The organism is Coprobacter sp., assembly GCF_982436375.1.
Genome location: NZ_CEWDCG010000021.1, coordinates 1 through 23178, shown reverse-complemented (window position 1 = coordinate 23178; position 23178 = coordinate 1). Strand labels below are relative to the sequence as shown.

23 protein-coding genes are annotated in these 23178 nt (G+C 38.8%); 21 read left to right on the top strand and 2 right to left on the bottom strand.

Features of this window, described 5'->3' with window-relative positions; all coding sequences use genetic code 11:
• Positions 1 to 727 precede the first annotated feature (727 nt).
• Genes AC1WHX_RS02465 through AC1WHX_RS02380 form a run of 18 tightly spaced genes read left to right on the top strand, consistent with a single transcriptional unit; the run spans position 728 to position 17389 of the window.
• Positions 728 to 1078 carry an NADH-quinone oxidoreductase subunit A gene (locus tag AC1WHX_RS02465; RefSeq protein ID WP_009318536.1) on the top strand — a complete coding sequence of 117 codons (351 nt, stop codon included), beginning with the start codon at positions 728 to 730 and terminating at the stop codon, positions 1076 to 1078.
• Positions 1069 to 1656 carry an NADH-quinone oxidoreductase subunit B gene (locus tag AC1WHX_RS02460; protein ID WP_481228835.1) on the top strand — a complete coding sequence of 196 codons (588 nt, stop codon included), beginning with the start codon at positions 1069 to 1071 and terminating at the stop codon, positions 1654 to 1656. Before AC1WHX_RS02465 ends, AC1WHX_RS02460 begins: the two co-directional genes overlap by 10 nt.
• A gap of 19 nt (positions 1657 to 1675) precedes the next feature.
• The gene (locus AC1WHX_RS02455; RefSeq protein WP_122337846.1) at positions 1676 to 3304 is read left to right on the top strand and encodes an NADH-quinone oxidoreductase subunit D; all 1629 of its coding nucleotides are present in this window, start codon (positions 1676 to 1678) and stop codon (positions 3302 to 3304) included.
• A gap of 35 nt (positions 3305 to 3339) precedes the next feature.
• Positions 3340 to 4416 (top strand): NADH-quinone oxidoreductase subunit NuoH, encoded by a 1077-nt coding sequence (gene nuoH / locus AC1WHX_RS02450; protein ID WP_022601211.1) that lies wholly within the window; start codon positions 3340 to 3342, stop codon positions 4414 to 4416.
• Positions 4417 to 4463: 47 nt separating this feature from the next.
• A complete protein-coding gene (gene atpD / locus AC1WHX_RS02445; RefSeq protein ID WP_009318540.1) occupies positions 4464 to 5975 on the top strand; it encodes a F0F1 ATP synthase subunit beta in 1512 nt (503 codons plus the stop codon).
• 8 nt (positions 5976 to 5983) lie between these two features.
• Entirely contained in the window at positions 5984 to 6217 is a 234-nt protein-coding gene (atpC, locus tag AC1WHX_RS02440; protein ID WP_009318541.1) for an ATP synthase F1 subunit epsilon, read from the top strand.
• A 44-nt stretch (positions 6218 to 6261) separates the two neighbouring features.
• The gene (gene atpB, locus AC1WHX_RS02435; RefSeq protein ID WP_081705674.1) at positions 6262 to 7308 is read left to right on the top strand and encodes a F0F1 ATP synthase subunit A; all 1047 of its coding nucleotides are present in this window, start codon (positions 6262 to 6264) and stop codon (positions 7306 to 7308) included.
• 42 nt (positions 7309 to 7350) lie between these two features.
• A complete protein-coding gene (gene atpE, locus AC1WHX_RS02430; protein WP_122337847.1) occupies positions 7351 to 7605 on the top strand; it encodes an ATP synthase F0 subunit C in 255 nt (84 codons plus the stop codon).
• 6 nt (positions 7606 to 7611) lie between these two features.
• The gene (gene atpF / locus AC1WHX_RS02425) at positions 7612 to 8109 is read left to right on the top strand and encodes a F0F1 ATP synthase subunit B (protein WP_009318544.1); all 498 of its coding nucleotides are present in this window, start codon (positions 7612 to 7614) and stop codon (positions 8107 to 8109) included.
• A gap of 6 nt (positions 8110 to 8115) precedes the next feature.
• Complete coding sequence (locus AC1WHX_RS02420) at positions 8116 to 8667, top strand: F0F1 ATP synthase subunit delta (RefSeq protein WP_022389618.1); 552 nt, start codon at positions 8116 to 8118, stop codon at positions 8665 to 8667.
• Entirely contained in the window at positions 8664 to 10241 is a 1578-nt protein-coding gene (atpA, locus tag AC1WHX_RS02415) for a F0F1 ATP synthase subunit alpha (RefSeq protein WP_022389617.1), read from the top strand. Before AC1WHX_RS02420 ends, atpA begins: the two co-directional genes overlap by 4 nt.
• Before the next feature lie 5 nt (positions 10242 to 10246).
• Entirely contained in the window at positions 10247 to 11131 is an 885-nt protein-coding gene (gene atpG, locus AC1WHX_RS02410) for an ATP synthase F1 subunit gamma (protein WP_009318547.1), read from the top strand.
• A gap of 57 nt (positions 11132 to 11188) precedes the next feature.
• The gene (locus AC1WHX_RS02405; RefSeq protein ID WP_009318548.1) at positions 11189 to 11659 is read left to right on the top strand and encodes a NuoI/complex I 23 kDa subunit family protein; all 471 of its coding nucleotides are present in this window, start codon (positions 11189 to 11191) and stop codon (positions 11657 to 11659) included.
• 6 nt (positions 11660 to 11665) lie between these two features.
• A complete protein-coding gene (locus tag AC1WHX_RS02400) occupies positions 11666 to 12178 on the top strand; it encodes an NADH-quinone oxidoreductase subunit J family protein (protein WP_303116662.1) in 513 nt (170 codons plus the stop codon).
• A 5-nt stretch (positions 12179 to 12183) separates the two neighbouring features.
• Positions 12184 to 12495, top strand: coding sequence for an NADH-quinone oxidoreductase subunit NuoK (gene nuoK, locus AC1WHX_RS02395; RefSeq protein WP_009318550.1), 312 nt, complete (start codon positions 12184 to 12186; stop codon positions 12493 to 12495).
• Positions 12496 to 12517: 22 nt separating this feature from the next.
• On the top strand, positions 12518 to 14413 hold the full coding sequence (gene nuoL, locus AC1WHX_RS02390; protein ID WP_009318551.1) for an NADH-quinone oxidoreductase subunit L: 1896 nt from the start codon (positions 12518 to 12520) through the stop codon (positions 14411 to 14413).
• Between the two features lie 35 nt (positions 14414 to 14448).
• Complete coding sequence (locus AC1WHX_RS02385) at positions 14449 to 15948, top strand: complex I subunit 4 family protein (RefSeq protein WP_009318552.1); 1500 nt, start codon at positions 14449 to 14451, stop codon at positions 15946 to 15948.
• 10 nt (positions 15949 to 15958) lie between these two features.
• Positions 15959 to 17389, top strand: coding sequence for an NADH-quinone oxidoreductase subunit N (locus AC1WHX_RS02380; protein WP_022389615.1), 1431 nt, complete (start codon positions 15959 to 15961; stop codon positions 17387 to 17389).
• A 577-nt stretch (positions 17390 to 17966) separates the two neighbouring features.
• Here AC1WHX_RS02380 and AC1WHX_RS02375 read toward each other — a convergent pair.
• Positions 17967 to 19637, bottom strand: a complete 1671-nt coding sequence (locus AC1WHX_RS02375) for a DUF4153 domain-containing protein (RefSeq protein WP_022389768.1) — start codon at positions 19635 to 19637, stop codon at positions 17967 to 17969.
• Between the two features lie 225 nt (positions 19638 to 19862).
• Between AC1WHX_RS02375 and AC1WHX_RS02370 the strand changes: the two genes are divergently transcribed.
• Entirely contained in the window at positions 19863 to 20543 is a 681-nt protein-coding gene (locus tag AC1WHX_RS02370; protein ID WP_009318555.1) for a zinc metallopeptidase, read from the top strand.
• Between the two features lie 155 nt (positions 20544 to 20698).
• On the opposite strand, the gene AC1WHX_RS02365 is transcribed toward AC1WHX_RS02370, so the two are convergent.
• Positions 20699 to 21397: a Crp/Fnr family transcriptional regulator gene (locus AC1WHX_RS02365; RefSeq protein ID WP_122337850.1), complete on the bottom strand. Its 699-nt coding sequence runs from the start codon at positions 21395 to 21397 to the stop codon at positions 20699 to 20701.
• Between the two features lie 129 nt (positions 21398 to 21526).
• Here AC1WHX_RS02365 and AC1WHX_RS02360 point away from each other — a divergent pair, with 129 nt between their 5' ends.
• The gene (locus tag AC1WHX_RS02360; protein ID WP_022601202.1) at positions 21527 to 22126 is read left to right on the top strand and encodes a MarC family protein; all 600 of its coding nucleotides are present in this window, start codon (positions 21527 to 21529) and stop codon (positions 22124 to 22126) included.
• A gap of 3 nt (positions 22127 to 22129) precedes the next feature.
• Positions 22130 to 23116, top strand: a complete 987-nt coding sequence (locus AC1WHX_RS02355) for a 4Fe-4S binding protein (protein ID WP_122337851.1) — start codon at positions 22130 to 22132, stop codon at positions 23114 to 23116.
• The last annotated feature ends 62 nt before the right edge of the window (positions 23117 to 23178 follow it).

Genomic DNA, 23178 nt, shown 5'->3' with positions numbered 1-23178 from the left:
CGCCGATTTTAGATAGGAAGGGGAGACGAGAAAAGATCGTCTCCCCCCTTTTTTTGTCCCCCCCTTACATTACCTGTAAAGGAGAACAGTATGAGACCTGCTTTTCTGTAATGCTTCTGAATGAAGAGAAAAACTAAACAGCAGTCTAAATTTCCCTATAAAAAATGCTATCGAATCATTTGGATATTTTTCCCGCTCTATAATGATGTTAGCGGTATCGGTACGGGGGATAAAGGCTATTTATGTGAATTCTTTTAGGGCTTTGTCCGTGCAAAATTTAGATAACAGATTCTAAGATCTTCCTTATTTATATCAAAGTGTTATTATAATTCTTTTAACTATGTTAATTGATTCTTTTATATTGTTTCAAAGTGTCAATTTGTTATCTCCTTTCGCTTTTTGTTGAAATATTTTCTTTGTTTTTACTTATACCTTATAGAAATGTTCTATAAGTCGCAACAAAATGTCTGATTTGGATTTTTCTCAATTTCTTTAGAAAATTTCCATTTAAATAATTTGCATTGCGATTTTTTATTGTGTTACTTTGAATGCTCATTTAAAGAACCGTCTTGATTTTTGATATTTTAGTGATATTGATTATATCATGGAATTAGGTTCGGCAGGGTATATTTTACAGTATCTGAGGTGTTGTGCTTAAGATAAGTATTATACCCTTTTTCTTGTTGGTGAGTATAGATAGAGGATAGAATAATAACAAACTAAGTATATGAATTTAGCATTATTTGTCGTTGTTTTTATTACCGGGATTACTTTAGTAGCCGCTGCTATGGCTATTGCCGGTTTAATTTCTCCGCGATCATTTAATTCTCAGAAAGGCGAAGCTTATGAGTGTGGTATTCCTACTCGGGGAACCTCTTGGATGCAGTTTAAAGCAGGGTATTATCTGTTTGCAATCCTTTTCTTGATGTTTGATGTGGAAACGGTATTTTTGTTTCCCTGGGCAGTAATAGTGAGAGATTTGGGAATTGCCGGATTGATGAGTGTTTTGTTTTTCTTAGTGATCCTTGCGTTTGGTTTAGCCTATGCCTGGAGGAAAGGAGCTTTGGAATGGAAGTGAAAATAAAATCGATGAAGTATGAAGACTTCAAAGACAATGAGTATATTGAACAATTGGTTAAAAAATTGCATGAAGGCGGTGTCAATGTGGTTGTCGGTAGCCTTGATGAAGCAATTAATTGGGGGCGATCCAATTCGTTATGGCCTCTTACGTTTGCAACCAGCTGTTGCGGGATTGAATTTATGTCGGTCGGGGCAGCCCGTTATGATATGGCCCGTTTCGGTTTCGAGGTAGCTCGTGCAAGTCCTCGTCAGGCCGATTTTATTATGGTTGCCGGAACTATTGTTCACAAGATGGCTCCTGTATTGAAACGATTGTATGATCAGATGGCAGAGCCGAAATACGTAATTGCTGTCGGTGGTTGTGCCGTTTCAGGAGGTCCTTTTAAAAATTCGTATCATGTTTTAAAAAGGGTTGAAGAGATTCTCCCGGTTGATGTTTATATCCCCGGTTGTCCACCTCGTCCTGAGGCTTTGTTATATGGAATGATGCAGTTGCAACGGAAATTGAAAGTGGAAAAATTCTTCGGAGGGGTGAACCGTCAGGAAAAGAAACCGAAAGATTTTGATGAAGAATAATGATAATTGAATTCGATTCATGGGAAATATACAAGAAAAAATAGGCGCTTTTTTACCTGAGGCGATTTTTGAGGAAGGTCAATACCTTACTGTTTCGGTTCCCGCCGATAAAATGAATGCTCTATGCCGCTTTTTGCATGATGATAAAGATCTGCAGTTTGACAATTTGGTATCTCTGATCGGAATGGATTGGGGAGAGACGCTTGGTGTAGTGTATTATCTGAACTCTACGAAATATAATCATTGGGTAATTTTAAAAGTAGAAACCTCTGATAAGGAAAATCCTCTTTTATATACGGTATCTGATATTTGGAAAAATGCCGAATTAAATGAACGTGAGGTTTATGACTTTTTCGGTATCCGTTTTATAAATCATCCGGATATGCGGCATTTGTTTTTGCGTGAAGACTGGGTCGGTTATCCTTTCCGTAAGGATTATGATGCTAATCCGGAGATTAATCCTATCCCTACAGAAAATGAATCATGCAGTGTAGATACCGTTTCTTTACGGGAGGATGCAGAAGGGCGGATTATTGAAGAAAAGCGAAAAGTTTTTCAAGATAACGATTATATTGTGAATATCGGTCCGCAACATCCGGCAACGCATGGTGTATTGCGTTTCCAAACGGCGTTGGACGGTGAGACAATTAAAAAAATTGATGTTCATTGTGGATATATTCATCGAGGAATTGAGAAGATGTGGGAGAGTATGACTTATCCGCAGACTCTTCATTTAACAGATCGTCTTGACTATCTTTCGGCTCATAATAATCGGCATGCTCTTTGCATGTGTATCGAGGAGGCTATGCAGTTGGAAGTGCCCCAGCGTGCGATATATATTCGTACAATGATGGATGAATTGATGCGTCTATCTTCTCACTTGCTTTTCTTTGCAACTATGTGTATGGACTTAGGGGCATTGACTGCATTTTTCTATGGGTTTAGAGAACGGGAGAAGATTTTGGATATTTTTGAGGATACATGTGGTGCTCGTATGACGATGAACTATAATGTTATCGGAGGGGTAATAGCAGATATTCATCCTGATTTTCAACGTAAGGTCAAAGAATTTATAAAAGAGATGCCTGCTCGGTTGAAAGAATATCATGAAGTCTTTTCTGGAAATGTGATAGCACAGAACCGTTTGAAAGGAGTAGGTTTCTTGAGTCGAGAAGATGCTATTAATTACGGTGTTACAGGTCCTTCCGGCCGAGGATCAGGATGGGCATGCGATGTTCGGAAGAGATCACCATACGCTGCTTACGATAAGGTTCAGTTCGATGAAGTTTTATATAATGAAGGAGATTCGTATGCCCGTTATATGGTACGTATGAAAGAGATTGAACAGTCTTTACATATATTGGAACAATTGGTAGATAATATTCCGGAAGGTGATTATCTGGCTAAAACAAAACCGATTATTAAAGTTCCGGAAGGTCGTTACTTCAAAGAAGTCGAGGCTGCTCGTGGAGCTTTTGGTATTTACCTTGAAAGTCGAGGTGATAAGTTCCCTTATCGTCTTAAAGTTAATTCTCCGGGATTCAATCTGGTTGGAGCTGTTGATCATATGACTCGTGGGTCTAAAATAGCCGACTTGATTGCTATCGGTGGATCGTTAGATTATGTTGTACCCGATATTGACAGATAAACCGAATTTATAAACTTATATAATTGAAATATATCATGTTCGATTTTTCAGTAGTTACTCATTGGATAGATACACTGTTGCGGCAATGGTTGCCGGAGTGGGGAGCTCTCCTTATTGAATTTGTGCTGGTAGGAGTTGTTTTGCTTTTACTTTATGCGGTTATTGCTCTTGTATTGATTTATGCCGAACGTAAAGTATGTGCATTCTTCCAATGTCGTTTAGGTCCGAATCGGGTAGGTCCTTATGGAATATTCCAGAGCGTTGCCGATATGCTCAAGATTCTTATCAAGGAGTTGATAGAGATTAAACATATAGATAGATTTCTATTCAATCTTGCACCGTTTTTAGTAATTCTTTCTTCTATGTTGGCTTTCGGTTGTATGCCGTTTGGCAAAGGATTGATAGCTATCGACTTTAATATCGGTGTATTCTTTATTATGGCAGTCTCTTCGATCGGTGTATTGGGTATTTTATTGGCCGGTTGGTCTAGTAATAATAAATTTACATTGATCGGAGCTATGCGAAGCGGAGCTCAGATGATTAGTTATGAGTTGTCTATCGGTCTTTCAATGTTAACTGTCGTTGTGTTTGCCGGTACTATGCAGACATCGGGTATTATTGAAGCTCAAAATAGAGGATGGTTTTTATTTACAGGACATATCCCCATGTTGGTGGCTTTTATTATTTACCTGATTGCCGGAACAGCCGAAACAAATCGTGGACCGTTTGACTTGCCTGAAGCAGAATCGGAGTTGACGGCAGGTTACCATACCGAATATTCAGGTATTCATTTCGGCTTTTATTATTTGGCCGAATATCTGAATATGTTTATTGTTTCCGGTATTGCCAGTTTATTGTTTTTAGGCGGTTGGATGCCTTTCCATATTGGCGGTTGGGATGCTTTTAACCAGGTCATGGATTATATTCCTTCTGTGATATGGTTCTTTGGGAAAACGGCGGTAGTGATGTTTATTATCATGTGGTTTAAATGGACATTCCCCCGTTTGCGTATTGATCAGTTGCTCCATTTGGAATGGAAATATTTAGTTCCGATAGGCCTGATTAATTTGTTGGTTATGACTTTAGTTGTCGTATTCGGCTTGCATTTTTGATTAAATAACGGTTTGTCGCTATATATAAACAGTTAAAAAGATGAATTATGAGAGATAAATTTGGATATATAACACAGGTTATCGGTCCGGTTGTCGATGTTGCGTTCGAAGGGGAGGATAATGAGTTGCCTCCTATTTATTCAGCTTTGAAAATCGAACGTGAAGACTCTACCGATCTTATTGTGGAAGTAGAACAGCATATCGGAGAAAACACCGTTCGCTGCGTAGCTATGGACACTACCGACGGATTGAGACGCGGCATGAAAGTGATTGACTTGCAACGTCCGTTGGCTATGCCTACAGGCTCTCAGATCAAAGGTCGTCTGATGAATGTTATTGGAGAAACGATTGATCATCTCCCGAACCTTGATTATAAAGACGTACAACCGATTCATCGTCCGGCTCCCGCTTTTGAGGATTTGTCTATCAATACAGAATTCCTTTATACCGGAATAAAGGTTATTGATTTGCTTGAACCCTATTCGAAGGGAGGTAAAATTGGATTGTTTGGCGGTGCAGGTGTCGGAAAAACTGTGTTGATCATGGAAATGATCAATAATATAGCAAAGGGTCATAATGGATTTTCTGTTTTTGCCGGTGTCGGAGAACGTACTCGTGAAGGAAACGATTTACTTCGTGAAATGATCGAATCGGGAGTTATTAATTATGGTGACGAATTCAAGGCGGAGATGGAAAAAGGGAACTGGGATTTGTCTAAAGTCGATATGGAGAAATTGAACAGTTCTCAAGCTTCTTTGGTCTTCGGACAGATGAATGAACCTCCCGGAGCTCGTTTGCGTGTCGCTTTGTCTGGATTGACTGTTGCAGAGCAATTCCGCGATTCGAATGAAGGCGGAAAAGAAATACTTTTCTTCATTGATAATATATTCCGTTTTACACAAGCCGGCTCAGAAGTTTCGGCATTGTTGGGACGTATGCCTTCAGCCGTAGGTTATCAGCCGACATTAGCTTCAGAGATGGGAGCTTTGCAGGAACGTATTACTTCGACGAAGACAGGTTCTATAACCTCGGTACAGGCTATATATGTGCCGGCAGATGACTTGACAGACCCTGCTCCGGCAACAACATTCAGCTTCTTGGATGCTACTACCGTGTTGAGTCGTAAGATTACCGAATTGGGAATTTATCCGGCAGTAGATCCTCTGGAATCTACTTCTCGTATTCTTGATCCGCTAATTATCGGTGAAGATCATTATAATACTGCTCAGGCGGTGAAACAGTTGTTGCAACATTATAATGAATTGCAAGATATTATTGCCATTATGGGTGTGGATGAGTTGTCGGATGACGATAAGCTGGTAGTAAATCGTGCTCGTCGTGCACAGAGATTTTTGTCCCAGCCTTTCCATGTCGCTGAGCAATTTACCGGTATTCCCGGAGTGATGGTTCCTTTAGAGGAGACAATTCGAGGATTCAAAATGATTCTGAATGGGGAGATGGATAAGTATCCTGAGCAAGCTTTCATGAATGTCGGTACGATTGATGAAGCTATTGCTAAGGGTGAAAAGATGATGAAAGAGGCTAAGGAAAATAAATAAGTGATACTATGAATCTTGAAATTATTTCTTCAGAAGGAATCGTATTTCAGGGAGAGGTGACTAAGGTTACTTTTCCCGGGGAGCTGGGGTCGTTTACAGTATTGGAGGATCATGCGTCTTTACTTTCGACATTAGTGCCGGGGATTATTGAATACGAGACTGGTGGAGAATTGAAGACTGTCGATATAGACGGAGGATTTGTAGATGTAAATAATAACCGGATCGCCGTTTGCCTTCGTTAAGGGGAAACAGAGTCTGGCAGGTCTATTGCAAAAGAGAAAAAGAAATGAAGCATATTTTAATATATTGGATGGGATTATTGCTCTTCTTGTTTATGCCTTTTGTGGCATCTGCATCGGAAGAGGAAGAACCGTTCAATGCCAAAGAGGCGATCTTTGAGCATTTGCTTGATAATTACGGATGGGAAATCCCTTTCTCTCATAGTCGCATGGCATTGCCGGTGATTGTCCGTGATTATAAAGGAGAGTGGTCTATTTTTAATTCTAAACGTCTGGAAGGTGGAAATTCTTATGATGGATATTTTATCGCTCAAGACGGGGATTATAAAGGTAAAATCGTAGGGCTTGATGCTACAGGAAAAGAATATCGGCCTTTTGATATATCTATTACAAAAAATGTAATGGCGCTCATGATAACTGCTTTAGTGATGTTTTTATTATTTTTTCCGTTAGCTCGGTGGTATAAGAAACATCCTTATAAAGCACCACGTCGCTGGTTAGGGTCGTTGGAGTTTGTTGTAGATATGATTTATAAAGATGTGATAAAGCCGATTTTAGGACCAGATGCACGACGTTTTGCTCCTTATCTGCTTACACTCTTTTTCTTTATACTTTGTATCAATATCTTGGGTATGATTGTTATATTCCCGGGAGGTGCTAACTTATCAGGAAATATTTCAATTACTCTTGTATTGGCGGTTTGTACATTTTTAGCAGTGAATCTTTTCGGTACAAAACATTATTGGAAAGATCTGTTTTGGCCGGAGGTGCCGATGTGGATGAAATGTCCGGTTCCTTTGATGCCCGTTATCGAGATATTCGGAGTGTTTACAAAACCGGTTGCATTGATGATTCGTCTGTTTGCTAATATGCTGGGAGGACATCTTATTGTATTGGTGTTGATTTCTCTTATTTTTATATTCGGAACTATGGGAACTGCAGTTTTGGGAGGAACGACGGTTTTATCAGTTGCTTTTTCCCTTTTCATGAATCTGTTGCATTTCCTTATTTGTTTTATTCAAGCTTATGTTTTCACCATGTTATCTACCATATTTATCAGTTTGGCACGTGTACGAGGTGAAGAAAAACAATAATTACGAAAAAGAATTAATGTATAACTTTAAAATTAAAACGTTATGTTAGGAATGATTTTATTACAAGCAGCTGCCGGTGCAGGTTTAGCAAAAATCGGAGCATGTATAGGTGCTGGTATTGTAGCAATCGGTGCAGGTTTGGGTATTGGTAAGATCGGATCTTCTGCCATGGAGTCTATCGCTCGTCAACCGGAATCATCTAACGATATTCGTGCGAACATGATCGTGATTGCCGCTTTGGTTGAAGGTGTGGCTTTGTTTGCTATTATTGTTTGTTTGTTAGCGATATTTTTATAATAAGCTATGGAACTGTTTAAGCCCGAATTCGGGCTGGTGTTCTGGATGTTTTTTGTATTTGTGGTTCTTTTTGCCATACTTGCAAAATACGCATGGCCTTATATTATTCGGAGTATTGATGATCGGGCTGATCTTATCGACAAAGGAGTCGAATATGCTCAAGATGCAAAAGCTCAATTAGAAAAGGCTACCGAGAACGCACAGTCCTTATTGGCAGAAGCTCAACGTCAGCAAATGGATATTATACGAGAAGCGACGCAGATGAAGTCTCAGATTATTGAAGAGGCTAAAAAAGCGGCTTCCGTAGAGGCCAAGAAAGTGATGGACGCTGCTGCCTTGTCGATCGAGCAAGCTCGTAAAGAGTCAGAACAACAGTTCCGTACCGAAGTCAGTGCATTTGCTTTACAAATTGCTGAAAAATTGATGCGGAAAGAGTTGTCGAATGATAAGACTCAGATTGAGATGATCGACAAACTACTGAATGATATTGAGAACAAAAACTAAAAGAACATGGACGAGGGGCTGATTTCACGTAGGTATGCTAAGGCCTTGCTTAAATTTGCACAGGATCGCGGAACTACGGACCAGATATATGAGGAGGTAAAGAAGTTTGAAGAGAACTTTGTCTCGCATCCTGAGTTACAGAAAGCATTGTTGAATCCGGTGCTCTCTGCAAAGGATAAGGAGAGTCTCCTTGCTGCTGCCGTCGGTGTGGCTCCGGGAGAAGACTACCTTCGTTTTGTTCGTTTAGTAATCCATAACCGGCGTGAAGCATATATTCGGTCGATTTACCTGATGTATCAGGAACTTTATCGGGAGTTGAAACAGATAGCCCAGGTTCGTATTATTACGGCAATGGAGCTGAATGAAGAGGCAATCGGTAAAATCAAGTCGCTTATTCTGCAGAAAGCAGGACAAGAGGTCGAATTTATTCATGAAGTAGATCCTTCCATTATCGGAGGATTTATTGTGAGGGTCGATTCTATGCAATTAGATGCTTCCGTAAATAAGGAACTTAAATTATTGCGTTTAAAATTACTAAACAGCAAAAAGCAATTATGATAAAACCAAACGAAATATCCGATATTTTAAAACAACAACTTGAAGAGGTCGATACTAAAATCGATTTTGAAGAAGTTGGTACTGTACTTGAAGTGGGCGATGGTGTCGCTCATGTGTTCGGGTTGGATAATGTTCGTTCCAGCGAGTTGATTGAGTTTGAAAATGGGGTACGCGGAGTGGCGATGAACCTTGAAGAAAGCAACGTAGGGGTGATCCTGATGGGTGCTGCAGATAAGGTGAAAGAGAACATGACGGTGCGTCGTACGGGCGAGATCGCTTCTATACCTGTAGGAGAAGGTTTGTTGGGACGTGTGATTAATACGTTGGGTGAGCCGATTGATGGAGCCGGTCCCATTGAAGGAGAAACTGTTTTGTTGCCTCTTGACCGTAAAGCTCCGGGCGTAATTTTCCGTCAGCCGGTAAATCAGCCGTTGCAGACAGGTATAAAAGCTGTCGATTCTATGGTGCCTATCGGACGTGGTCAACGGGAGCTGATTATCGGTGACCGTCAAACCGGAAAAACTTCGATTGCGGTAGATACTATTTTGAATCAACGGGATAATTACCTTGCAGGTGATCCGGTATATTGTATTTATGTAGCTATCGGACAAAAAGCTTCTTCTGTTGCGACTTTGGTAAATACGTTGCGGGAACATGGAGCGTTGGAATATACGATTGTGCTTGCTGCCAATGCATCCGATTCGGCTTCGATGAGATATTATGCACCGTTTGCGGGTGCGGCTATCGGAGAGTTTTTCAGGGATAGCGGCCGCCACGCTTTAGTCGTTTATGACGATTTGTCGAAACAGGCAGTTGCTTATCGTGAAATATCTTTGATCTTGCGTCGTCCTTCGGGTCGTGAAGCTTATCCGGGTGATATATTTTATTTGCATTCTCGTTTATTGGAACGTGCAGCGAAGATTATCGCGAATGATGAAGTTGCAGAAACAATGAATGATTTGCCTGCTGTTCTTAAGCCGATAGTAAAAGGTGGAGGTTCTCTGACCGCTTTACCTATTATCGAGACTCAGGCCGGAGATGTTTCTGCTTATATTCCTACGAATGTAATTTCGATTACCGATGGACAGATATTTCTTGAAACGGGATTATTTAATCAAGGAATGAGACCTGCTATCAATGTAGGTATTTCTGTATCTCGTGTGGGTGGAAATGCTCAAGTGAAAGCGATGAAGAAAGTGGCTGGAACGTTGAAAATCGACCAAGCTCAATATCGGGAGTTGGAATCGTTCTCTAAATTCGGGGGAGATCTTGACCCTGTTACGGAAATGGTGATAGATAAAGGTCGTAAGAATAGTATGATTCTTGTTCAGCCTCAATATTCTCCGATGCGGGTAGAAGACGAAATTGCCGTCATTTATTGCGGAACGAAAGGATTACTCCGGAATGTTCCTTTGGATAAAGTTGCGGAGTTTGAAAAAGTATTTTTGCAGATATTGAAAACGAAATATAAGACAGAAGTTCTGGACGAACTTCGTGCAGGTAAGTTGACTGAAGAAATGGAAAAAATTCTTCAGGATGTTGCTGCTGATGTCGCAAACCGATTTAAGGCTTAGAAGTTATGTCAACAATGCGCGAATTGAAGGGAAGAATCGGGTCTGTCCAGTCTTCCCAAAAGATTACCAGTGCTATGAAGATGATTTCTTCGGCAAAGTTGCGGAAAGCAGAAATTGCTTTGAAGCATGTCGTGCCGTTTAGAGATCAGATACAGAGTACGATTAATAATTTGCTGGGGGCCGATAGTGACTATCAATCGCCGTTGACCGAACAACGTCCCGTCCAACGGGTCGCTTTTGTCATTTTCGGTTCTGATGAAGGGCTTTGCGGAGCATTTAATGTGCAACTTTACAAATCTCTTATCGATTCTATAGATATATTACGTGAATCGTCAGATTCCACGATAGAGGTAACGGTATATCCGATCGGGAAAAAAGTCAAGTCTTTAGTTGCAAAAACTCCGGGAATACAGGTACGTCCGGTAGAGTATCTTTCTTCTAAGAGTACTCCTGATACCTTAAAACGGTTTTCCGATGAATTGACGGAGGCTTTTCTTGCCCACGAGTTTGATCGGATAGAGGTCGTATATGCATATTATAAAAGTGTTGCTTCTCAGGTGATGAAAACACGTCTTCTTTTACCGATAAGTACAGAAGAGTTTTTGTCTGATGCTAAAGCGCATAGGAATACGCCTTATATTTATGAACCTGACCGTTCTACGATATTTGAGCTTGTACTTCCGCTTTTTGTGCGTTCGACTTTGCAAGAGGCTTGTTATCAGAGTCGGACTTCGGAACAGGGGGCTCGTATTATGGCAATGCAAATGGCGAGTGATAATGCCAAGAATCTGTTAGAGGATTTACAACTTGAGTATAATAAATTGCGTCAGCAGGGAATCACAACCGAATTGCTCGATATTTTGGGTGGAACAGTCAAAGACACAGAATAAGTAACACACAAATAAAAGAAAAATAAGATTCAAAAATATAGTTGCGAAAACGTAGAAATGGAAAGTTTTAAAAATTACATCACTTCTTTCTGGAAAGGCTTGTGGAGCTTATTGGTCGGGATGAAAGTAACGGGAAAGGAATTTGTAACACCGAAAGTGACCGAACAATATCCTGAGAACAGAAAGACTTTAAAGATCGCTGATCGTTTCAGGGGAACATTGACATTGATTGAGGATGAGAACGGGCATAACAAATGTATTGCCTGCGGTATCTGTCAAATGAATTGTCCGAATGGAACTATCAAGGTCCTTTCTTCTAAGATTACAACGGAAGACGGAAAAACGAAACGAGTGTTAGATAAATATATGTATGATTTGGGTAGTTGTACTTTCTGCCAATTATGTGTAATAACTTGTCCTCACGATGCATTGGAGTTTGTTCCGGATTTTGAACATGCTGTCTTTACCCGTGAAAAATTGGTAAAACAACTTAATCATACTACAGAAGCAACTGTAGAAAACAAATAATTTATTATGGAACAAATAGCGAATCAGGTTATCTTTTATTTGCTTGCGGCGGTTATTGTCATATTTTCTGTTCTTACGGTGACTACCCGTCGTATTTTACGGGCAGCGACATATCTTCTTTTTGTGTTGTTTGCTACTGCCGGTCTCTATTTTCAGCTCGATTATCACTTCCTCGGTGCAGTGCAAATTGCTATTTATGCAGGAGGGATTGTCGTTCTGTTTGTCTTCTCAATTTTATTGACCAGCGGTTTGGGAGAAAAGGCTGAGAAATTGACCAGCAAGAAAAATTTTTGGGGAATTTTGGCATCTGTCGTCGGAGCAGTGGTTTGCGGTTATGCATTGATTACGCAAGTTTTTACACCGTCTAGTTTTCAGAGTTTTTCGGAGCTGGACATGAAAACAGTCGGACATGCTCTTATGGGGATGGAAAAGTACCAGTATATATTACCTTTTGAGGTAATCAGTGTGTTATTATTAGCTTGTATAATCGGCGGCATTATGATTGCCCGAAAAAGATAAAATGTATGGAAATCCCTATGATTGGTTATCTGATGGTGAGTACCGTCATGTTTTTTGCCGGAGTTTACGGTTTTATTACCCGTAGAAATATGCTGGCAATACTTATTTCGCTGGAGCTGATGCTCAACTCGGTAGATATAAATTTTGTGGTGTTTAACCGATACCTTTTCCCTCAGCAGTTAGAAGGATTTTTCTTTACCCTTTTTGCCGTGGGAATTGCTGCTGCTGAGACTGCAATAGCAATTGCGATTATTATAAATATTTACCGTAATATTCGGAATATTCAGGTGGGTAATCTGGATAAGATGAAATATTGATCATTGCTTTAAACAACGAATTATGGAATATTCATTGATTATACTTTTGTTACCGCTCTTTATGTTCCTGTTATTAGGGCTTTGCGGGCATAAGATGTCGCACCGTACTGCCGGTTTATTGGGAACTACCGGATTATTTATCGTGACGGCATTGGCTTATACGGTCGCTTTTCAGTATTTTACTTTACCACGTGTGGACGGAGTGTATCAGACATTGATACCTTTCAATATCGAGTGGTTGCATTTTACAGAACATTTGCATATCAGTTTGGGAATATTGCTTGATCCTATTTCTGTAATGATGTTGGTCGTGATAACCACAGTATCTCTTATGGTACATTTATACAGTATCGGCTATATGCATGGAGAGGTTGGGTTTCAACGCTATTTTGCGTTCTTGTCGCTATTCAGCTTTTCGATGTTAGGTCTGGTTGTGGCGACCAATATTTTTCAAATGTATATTTTCTGGGAGTTGGTGGGTGCTTCTTCTTACTTGCTGATCGGATTCTATTATACAAAAGCGTCAGCGGTTTCTGCATCTAAGAAAGCATTTATCGTAACTCGATTTGCGGATCTCGGATTCTTGGTTGGTATTTTGATCCTTTCGTTCTATACCGAAACATTTGATTTTAAAACTTTGACCGATGGCAGTGTCTCTATTCTTTCTTCTACGGGAGGTAAAACATTCCTCGGTTTCTCGATAGCATCTTGGGCAATGGCTCTTATCTTTATGGGTGGTGCCGGAAAATCAGCAATGTTTCCTTTGCATATATGGTTACCTGATGCAATGGAAGGTCCGACTCCGGTTTCTGCATTGATCCATGCCGCAACGATGGTTGTTGCCGGAGTTTATCTGGTTGCCCGGTTATTCCCGGTTTATTGTATGACACCTGAAGTTCTTGATCTGATAACCTATATCGGGGCATTTACTGCATTATATGCTGCTGTTGTAGCATGTGTACAGACTGATATAAAACGGGTTTTGGCGTTTTCTACCATTTCTCAGATCGCATTTATGATGGTTTCTTTAGGTGTTGCCAGTGAAGCGGCCGGTTTAGGTTATATGGCATCAATGTTCCATTTATTTACTCATGCCATGTTTAAGGCTTTACTTTTCTTGGGAGCAGGAGCTATTATACATGCCGTTCACTCGAATGAAATGTCTCAGATGGGCGGACTTCGTAAATATATGCCGATAACTCATATAACTTTCTTAATCGCATGTTTGGCTATCGCCGGAATTCCTCCGTTCTCTGGATTCTTCAGTAAAGACGAGATTTTGGCGGCTGTGTTCGAAAAGAGCACTTTCTGGGGAATTTGGATGACTGTAGTCGCTGGTCTTACCGCATTCTATATGTTCCGTTTATATTATAATATTTTCTGGGGAAAAGAAGCTGAACATGAGCACACGCCTCATGAAGCACCGAAAGTGATGTATATACCTTTGGTATTTTTAGCATTGGTGACTTGTGTTGCAGGATTTATTCCTTTCGGTGAGTTTGTGACAAGTGACGGTCTGCCGTACCATATTCATATCGAAATGTCGGTTGCCGTGACCAGTGTCATTATCGCTATCGTCGGGATAGCATTGGCAACTTGGTTGTATAAGAATCCGAATGATAAACCTGCCCGTATGGCAGCTTCGATGAGCGGTTTATATAAATGGGCATATCATCGTTTCTATATTGATGAGGTTTACCAGTTTATTACCCATAAGATTATTTTCAATGGCATTTGTTCTCCGATCGCTTGGTTCGACCGTCATGTTATTGATGGAAGTATGAATATGTTAGCATGGATAACACAGACAACATCCTATCATATTCGCGGGTTGCAGTCGGGTCGTTTGCAATCTTATGCGTTGGTATTTATTTTAGGTGCTATGATCATTGCCATTATAGCTGTTATATGCTTGTAAAGAATGGTTGAAAGATATTTATAAAAAGAATTACTATGAATTTTTTATCTTTATTTGTGCTTATTCCTCTTTTGATGATGGTCGGGTTGGCCTTGTCGAAAGAGATGAAACAGATACGATTGGTAGCCGTAACCGGTTCAGCCATTCAATTATTATTAGCAATAGGTTTAGTTGCGCTCTATTTGTGTGAGCGCTCTGCCGGAAATACAGCGGAGATGCTGTTTCTTGCCGATACCGTCTGGTATGCGCCTCTGAATATTCATTATACGGTGGGTGTCGATGGTGTTTCGGTGGCGATGATTTTGCTTTCTGCAATTATTGTTTTTGCAGGGGTCTTTGCTTCTTGGAAAATAGATCCTCTGCCAAAAGAATTTTTCCTTTGGCTTATACTGTTATCAATCGGAGTATTCGGGTTCTTCATTTCTATTAACCTGTTTACGATGTTCATGTTCTATGAGATCGCTTTGATTCCGATGTACTTATTGATCGGAGTTTGGGGAAGCGGTAATAAGAATTATGCGGCAATGAAGCTGACCTTGATGCTTATGGGAGGATCTGCGTTATTGCTTGTCGGTATATTGGGTATTTATTTTCATTCCTCAGCCGATGGACATTTGACTATGAATATATTGGAAATTGCAAAAAATAATGCGATTCCGATGAGTGCCCAGTATCTTTTCTTCCCTTTGACATTTATCGGTTTCGGAGTGTTAGGAGCGATGTTTCCGTTCCATACATGGTCACCTGATGGTCATGCTTCTGCTCCGACGGCGGTTTCTATGTTGCATGCCGGTGTGTTGATGAAGCTTGGAGGATACGGATGTTTTAGGGTAGCGATGTACTTGATGCCTCAGGCAACACAAGAACTTTCTTGGATATTTTTGATTTTAACCGGTATCAGTGTTGTTTACGGAGCATTTAGTGCTTGTGTACAAAAAGACTTGAAATATATCAATGCGTATTCTTCTGTAAGTCACTGCGGTTTGGTGCTGTTTGCATTGCTAATGTGGAATACTACAGCTATGACCGGAGCTGTATTGCAAATGTTGTCTCATGGTTTGATGACGGCCCTTTTCTTTGCGTTGATCGGTATGATTTACGGTCGTACGCATACTCGGGATATTCGGGAGATGGGCGGTCTTATGAAAATTATGCCATTCCTTTCGACTTGTTATGTAATTGCCGGTTTTGCTTCTTTAGGACTTCCGGGATTAAGTGGTTTTGTTGCAGAAATGACAGTATTTGTCGGAGCTTTCCAATGGACGGATACTTTCCATAGAGCTTTTACTATCATTGCTTGTACCTCCATTGTAATTACGGCTGTATATATCCTTCGAGTAGTAGGAAAACTGCTTTATGGTAAAGTCGAGAATGAACATCATTTGTCTCTTACCGATGCAACTTGGTTCGAACGGCTTTCGGCAATATCTTTGATCGTTTCGGTTGCTGCTTTAGGTATCGCTCCTTCTTGGGTATCTAATATGATCAGCAATAGTATGGAAGTAATTAGTCAACGCATTTTACAATATATCTAATAGAAAGAGTATGGATTATTCAAATTTTTTAGGAATGCGGGATGAGCTATCATTATTGGTAGTTATCGTACTCCTGTTTTTATATGATACATTCGGGTCGGTTAAAAGCTTGAAATGCTTTTCTGCGACAGCTTGTGTTTTATTATTAGCGCATACAATATTTACGATTGTTCCGGGAGAACAAGTGTCTCTTTTCGGTGGCATGTATCAGTCGGGACCGGCTACATCGGTAATTAAGACCATACTCAATATCGGAACATTACTCGTTTTAATACAGGCTTCGTCTTGGATTAAAAACGAAGATGTGATAATTCGTCGCGGAGAATATTATGTGTTGACGCTTATTACGCTTTTGGGTATGTATTTAATGACTTCTTCGGGAAACTTTTTATTGTTTTTTCTCGGACTCGAAACAGCTTCTTTGCCTATCACTGCTTTGGTTGCTATGGAAAAATACAAACATGATTCTCATGAAGCCGCCGCTAAATATGTATTTATTGCCGTATTTTCATCCGCTTTGATGCTATTGGGTATTTCTTATTTGTATGGAATAGGGGGGACTCTTTATTTTGATGATTTGAGTTATATGCTCGGTGTGTCGCCTTTGCTCATCGTAGGGTTAGTCTTTTTTATTGCCGGATTGGGATTCAAGCTGTCTTTAGTTCCTTTCCATTTATGGACGGCAGATGTTTATCAAGGAGCGCCGACTTCGGTAACTGCTTATCTGTCTGTTATCTCTAAGGGAGCTGCAGCTTTTACCTTTATGATGATATTGTATAAAGTATTTGGTTCTGTCGAATGTATTTGGCAGGGTATTTTATATGCATTGATTATTCTCACGATTACAATAGGTAACTTGTTTGCGATTCGTCAACAAAATCTGAAAAGATTTCTTGCTTTTTCTTCTATTTCGCAAGCCGGTTATATTATGTTGGGCGTTATATCGAATACAGGTTTAGGCTTAACATCGCTGAGTTATTATGTATTGGTCTATATCTTCTCCAATCTTGCTGCTTTCGGAGTGATATCGGTTATTGAAAATCGGACGGGAAAAGTAAATATGGATGATTATAATGGCCTTTATAAGACTAATCCTAAACTAAGTATTGCGATGATGCTGGCTATGTTCTCATTAGCTGGTATTCCTCCTTTTGCCGGTTTTTTCAGCAAGTTCTTTATCTTTTATGCCGCAGCAGAACAAGGTTTTTATATTCTTGTATTGATAGCTCTTATTAATACGGTTATTTCATTATACTATTATTTATTGGTGGTTAAGGCCATGTTTATCAAACAAGATGAATGTGTAGTTGAAAGTTTCCGTTCCGATAATGCTTCTCGTTTGAGTATATTACTTTGCGTATTGGGTATTGTTGTGATCGGTTTGATCAGCGGAATATATGATCAAATATTTGAGTATAGCCATGGGCTATTCGGCTTTTGATACTGAAAATAATACTTTAAAAATAAACGCTTCCGGTATCTTATCGGAAGCGTTTTTTATGCAGAAAGGATTTTGAGGCATAGACGCCTCTATGCGGAGGTTATTATTGACCTCCTATGATGTTAATTATATGGCCTTTTGTAGGGAAAATAAGCGAGATCCGGTATCTTGACAAGTGAAAGATATATGGGGGATGTATGTTATATCTTTTACATTGTATTTGATATTCCCGGATGACGCTTCCTGTATTAACCATAGAACACTTCAAAAATAATAAGATGTATAATGATATGCCAATAATATACTCATATTGTTTTATTGATAAATATTATTATGATAAATTGATATTTAAATGAATGTTTTATGCTTGTTTTTGATAAATGAATGGGTTTTGGAGAGAATATTGTAATTATTTTGTTTTCGAGCAATAAATTTTTTGAGGAATTTCTTCCACTTTGTAACGATGTTGTCGGTTATTGGTACAGTTTCCTTTTAAGAGGGAAACTTACTATTCATGTGGATTTCTCTCAAATGTTATCCGAAAAAAGTTTAGACAGGCTTTAAGAGTGGTTATATTCTATTTTCGGAGAATATAATCTATTTGCAGGTTGCTTATTGTCAGATCAGTTTTCATATCGAATATTATTCGTCCGAAAGATATGTATAAAGAATCAGTTTCGTAATTTGTGAGTATATTTTCTTGCTGTAAGAATCTCTTTTTTGTGGAATTTTTTGTAAGTCCTGATTTTTGAAGTAATGATGTTTGCAATTCCTCGAAACTGATATTTAGTAAAACGTCATTTTTGTCTTTGATCAGTAATTTTTTCCCGGAAGTATCGACGCTGATATCTTCGCAACTGTCACTTAGATTTATCGGGTACAGAGATCGATACATACTGATATCTATTTTTTTTGTTTTTCCATCGAGTAGAGGCAATGAAACGAAATCATAGGCAGAGTCCTTATATCTTTCTTGTGGTTCAGGAAGTAAATTCGTACCGTATTTTTTCTGTACGAAATCTTTTCCTTTTTCGTGTTGTACGTATAAAAAAGCTTCGTATAGTTGTGTGTATTGCGGGTCGTACAGCAGACTGTCGCTATTTGTTTCCGATATATTTTTTAATTTTCCATTTTCTCCTAAAAGGTCTAAATTCCGAGATAAAACACTTACTCTCTTCTGTTGGGATTCTATACCGATGTTTTTAGCTGTTATTCCCGGAATATAAGTGAAACTTGCGAGTAGTATGATAGACAGAGCTGTAACGTATAAGTACCGGCCAGTTTTGCTTGATAGGAATAAAAGTAGTGTTATCGACATAATAGATCCACAGATAACCAGATAAACTCGTGCTGTCGTAAATCCGTATTGTTGAACTCGATATAGTACTCCTATCCAAAACATGAGCTGGGCTGGGATAGAGATCAGACTGTAATGTCTGTAATACCAGTTGTATATTTGTTTGTGTAAAAATGGTTGCAGGGCCTTTGCCAATACCGTAATTAGCGTAAAAGCGAATACCATATATGCAATTCCGCCTTTAGGTAAGCTCCACGAAAAGAAAATAGTCGTAAAATATATGTATAGTATGATCGTGTATATGAGTATCGCAGGAGATAGTATATAATTTGTAAGTATTTCCAGAGCAGATTTTTTTTCTTGAGTCGATAAGGTTTCTTGTCGGTTATTGAATGTTAAAAATAGGCAGGGCATTCCTATAATGAAACATATCATAGATAAATAGGAAGAAACGTTATACTCGCTTTGGGGAAATATATTGAAGATGTAAGTGACGGAGTAATAAATGCTGATTAATAAGAAGTATGCGCATCCGCTTAGGAGAGCCGCTTGAAGCAGATGGGTAAAATAGCAAGTTGCCTGGAACGTAAAAGATTTATTGTCGGAAATCCAGTTTCGGATGAGGAGCATAAGAGCTGCGATGGTAAGTGCAACGGAATATTCTATGGAGAAAACCCAATCAGAAACATCTATACAGAAAAAAGGAAATACCAATAATGGCGAGATATAATATAAGATTCTCCATGTCCCTTGTGAAAACCATTTATTTAAAAGATAAGAAAGGACAAAGAACAGAGGAAAAACAAAAGGATACAATTTGTTTGTCGTAATTACATTTTCCCGAATGAGAGATGCAGATACAAAACAGAGAATCGAGATTGTTATCTCTGCCGTATTGTTTTTTATAGTGCCGGATATTTGTCGGGAAAATGATTTGATGCGTTCTTTCATAATTATCTGTTTATAATCTTATTTATTTACAAATATATAAATCTTTATTCTTATTCGTGGGAAAATATCTATTGCTGTTTGTTTTTGTTTTTGAAAAAGATAAAAGATATCTTGTTGTTCGAGTATAAATCGTTTTAACTCTATTTATTTATACCTCCCGTTTTGTTTAACATTTGAAATCCTCTTTTTGTAGTATATTTGTCTCAAACAATAAAAGAGAAATTTATGATTTATGTTATTTTCATTGTCTTTGCTTTGATTAGTTTCGGAGTGCAAAAGACATTGCAAAACAAATTCGAAAACTATTCTAAAGTACCTATTCCAAATGGTCTGACAGGAAAAGATATAGCCGAAAAGATGTTGCATGATAACGGTATTTATAATGTTACCGTTACTTCTGTTGACGGGAAATTGACAGATCACTATAATCCGGAGAATCATACGGTAAATTTAAGCCATGAGGTTTATCATGGTAATAGTGTTGCTGCTGCTGCAGTAGCGGCTCATGAGTGCGGACATGCCGTGCAACATGCTACTGCTTATGCGTTTTTGAATATGAGATCCAAATTAGTTCCTATTGTGAGTTTTGCATCGCATTGGGTACAATGGGTGCTGTTGGCGGGTATTATATTGTTGCAGAGTTTTCCGCAGCTTATGCTTTTCGGGATTATCTTGTTCGCATTGACTACATTGTTCAGTTTTGTGACGCTTCCGGTAGAAATAAATGCGAGTGCAAGAGCTTTAGCTTGGCTTGACAGAGCAGGGATAACAAATGTAAGTACACATGATAAAGCCAAAGATGCTCTTAAATGGGCGGCATATACATATGTAGTGGCGGCTCTTAGTTCATTGGCTACATTGGTATATTATATTCTTTTGTTTTTAGGATCGCGGAGTGACGACTGACTTTAGCTTTTTATATATTTTCTTTGAATAGATAAAAGGTATTGCTTCTTGAGAACGGGCAATACCTTTTTTATTTTTTAGACAGTAAATAAACATAAAGAAGCCGGAATAGAAAGGCCTAATTCCGGCTTCTTTATGTTTTGTAAGTTTTTTATTTAATCGTCATCATCTGTGGTAAGAATGGCTTTAAGTTTTTCCCGGTCGAGGATAGTAATCTCATGAGTCGAGTAATCGATGATGCCGTCTTCTTTCAATTCGTTTAGTGCATTCATAAAAACAGAACGTTGTACTCCGAAAAATGTGTACAAATCTTTTTGTTTGCATATTACCCTTACGTCTATCGACTTGCGCTGTGTAAAGCAGAGTACCCAAAATGCCAAGCGTTCTTTTACATTTCCGGAAGAAAGTGCGAGAAATGTTTCGACACTTTTCTGGGAACGCCTCGATATGATGTTCAACAGGTTTATAAGGATAATCGATTCATCCTGCATGATGCGGATAAATGTTTGCTTATCGATTTGCATGATCCCTGTTTCTTCTACAGCATAGAGATCGGATGGATAATTTGTATTCCTGCCGAATAGGTGATTGGGTGACAATACGTTCGGAGCGCAAAGGACTTCCGAAACACGAATCTTTCCGCTTTTGTTGACCATTTCTGAACGTACGCATCCAGATATCAGGAATTTCAAGTGTGTACACTCTTCTCCCTTTGATACGATTTGTTCTCCCGATTTATATTTGAGAAAATGAAATTTTGTTTTCTCGATAAGCTCTGAAATTTTTGCTCTGCTGACTCCCTGAAATAACGGAAGTTGCAGCAAAACGTCATACATGCTGTCCATCGAATCCATATTTTGTTTATTCAAAAGTATAAATAAAAATCTAACCTTCAATTTGTAAACATAAAATCGATACAATTGTTTAGAAACTATTGATTTATTTTTTTTTTGTTAACTTTGCTCCTGTAAAAACTTAAACCTATGGATAATCTATTGCATTTTGACATTCAGGAGGTAATCAGTGCCTTTGTCGTTTTATTTGCTGTGATTGATATAACGGGGCTGGTTCCTATTATTATCGATTTAAAAGAAAAAGGAAATGAAATTAATGCAGGCAAGGCTGCATTTTATTCTTTATTTTCTTTTATTGTTTTTCTTTTTATGGGAAACATGATGTTACAACTTTTTCATGTAGATATATCTTCCTTTGCCATTGCCGGTTCGTTAGTGATTTTCGTAATGGCTATAGAGATGATTTTTGGCGTGGAGATTTTTAAGATGGACGGGCCTGCTGGTTCTGCGACAATAGTTCCGATTGTTTTTCCGTTGATTGCCGGGGCAGGTTCTTTTACGACATTGCTTTCTTTGCGGGCGTTGTATAGCTTGCTTGATATAATAATAGCATTGGTCCTTAATATTTTAATAATTTATATTGTAATAAAGCGAGTCAATATTATCGAGAAGCTGTTGGGTAAGGGAGGCGTTTATGTACTTCGAAAATTCTTTGGGATTATTCTATTGGCTATTTCTGTAAGAATGTTTATCGACAATCTCACCAAACTATTATCCACTCTTTTATAACTCATGACCGTATCTTTTTCCCATATACGGTTATTTACGGCATTTGTTCCTGCGTTATCGACTTTATTCTTGTTATCGGTTGTCGCAGTAAAAGTTCCAGGCCTATTTTTAGGTGAAAGGTTTTTTAGGGGCGGATGTTGGCTACAAGTAGTATTGGCTGCGGCTTATGCTTTTTTGTTATGCTGGAAAATGCAGGATATTTGTTTGAGAGCTCGTTGGAGAAGATATAGTTGGCTGATATTCTCTTTTTCCTTTTTCGGGCAACTTTTGTTGGGGATTATGTGCGACTCTATATTTCTTTTGTCCGGAGAGTTGCATTTTCCTATCCCGATGATGATAATCGGAGGGGCTGTTTATCGTTGGGAATTTGGGTTTATGCCTCTTTTACTTATTCTTACTATCTTGTTGTCAGGACCGGCATGGTGCAGTCATCTTTGTTATTTCGGTGCATTAGATAATATGGCTGCAGGACATTTATCATTACCCCCAAAACCTTATAAATTTCTTCTGCCGGCACGATATACTATATTGGTATTGACTGTTATTGTGGCTTTGGTTGCCAAATGGAGCGGATTATCGTATGTGGCGATATCCGGAATAGTTGTTTTATTCGGTATTACAGGTTTTTTTGTTATGATCCTCTCCTATAAAAGACATATGATGGTGCACTGTTCTGGCTATTGTCCGGTCGGTGCTTTGGTATCTTTAGGAAAATATATTTCTCCTTTTCGTTTCAAGATAAATAAAGAAGCTTGCACTTTGTGTGGGGCTTGTATCTGTAGATGTCGTTATGGGGCATTATCGAAAGCGCAAATAAAAACCGGCAAACCGGGAATAAATTGTTCTTACTGTGGAGATTGTATTTCTGCGTGCAATCATGGAGCTTTACAGTATGCTTTTCTGAATATGAATGCAGATCATTCTCAAAGAATATGGCTGATGATAGTGATTACTTTGCAATCTTGCTTTTTAGCTATAGCCCGGGTATAGATCACATTTAAAATACAAATTTGTTTAAAGATAAAAATAAAAAAAGAAAATGACAACGAAAA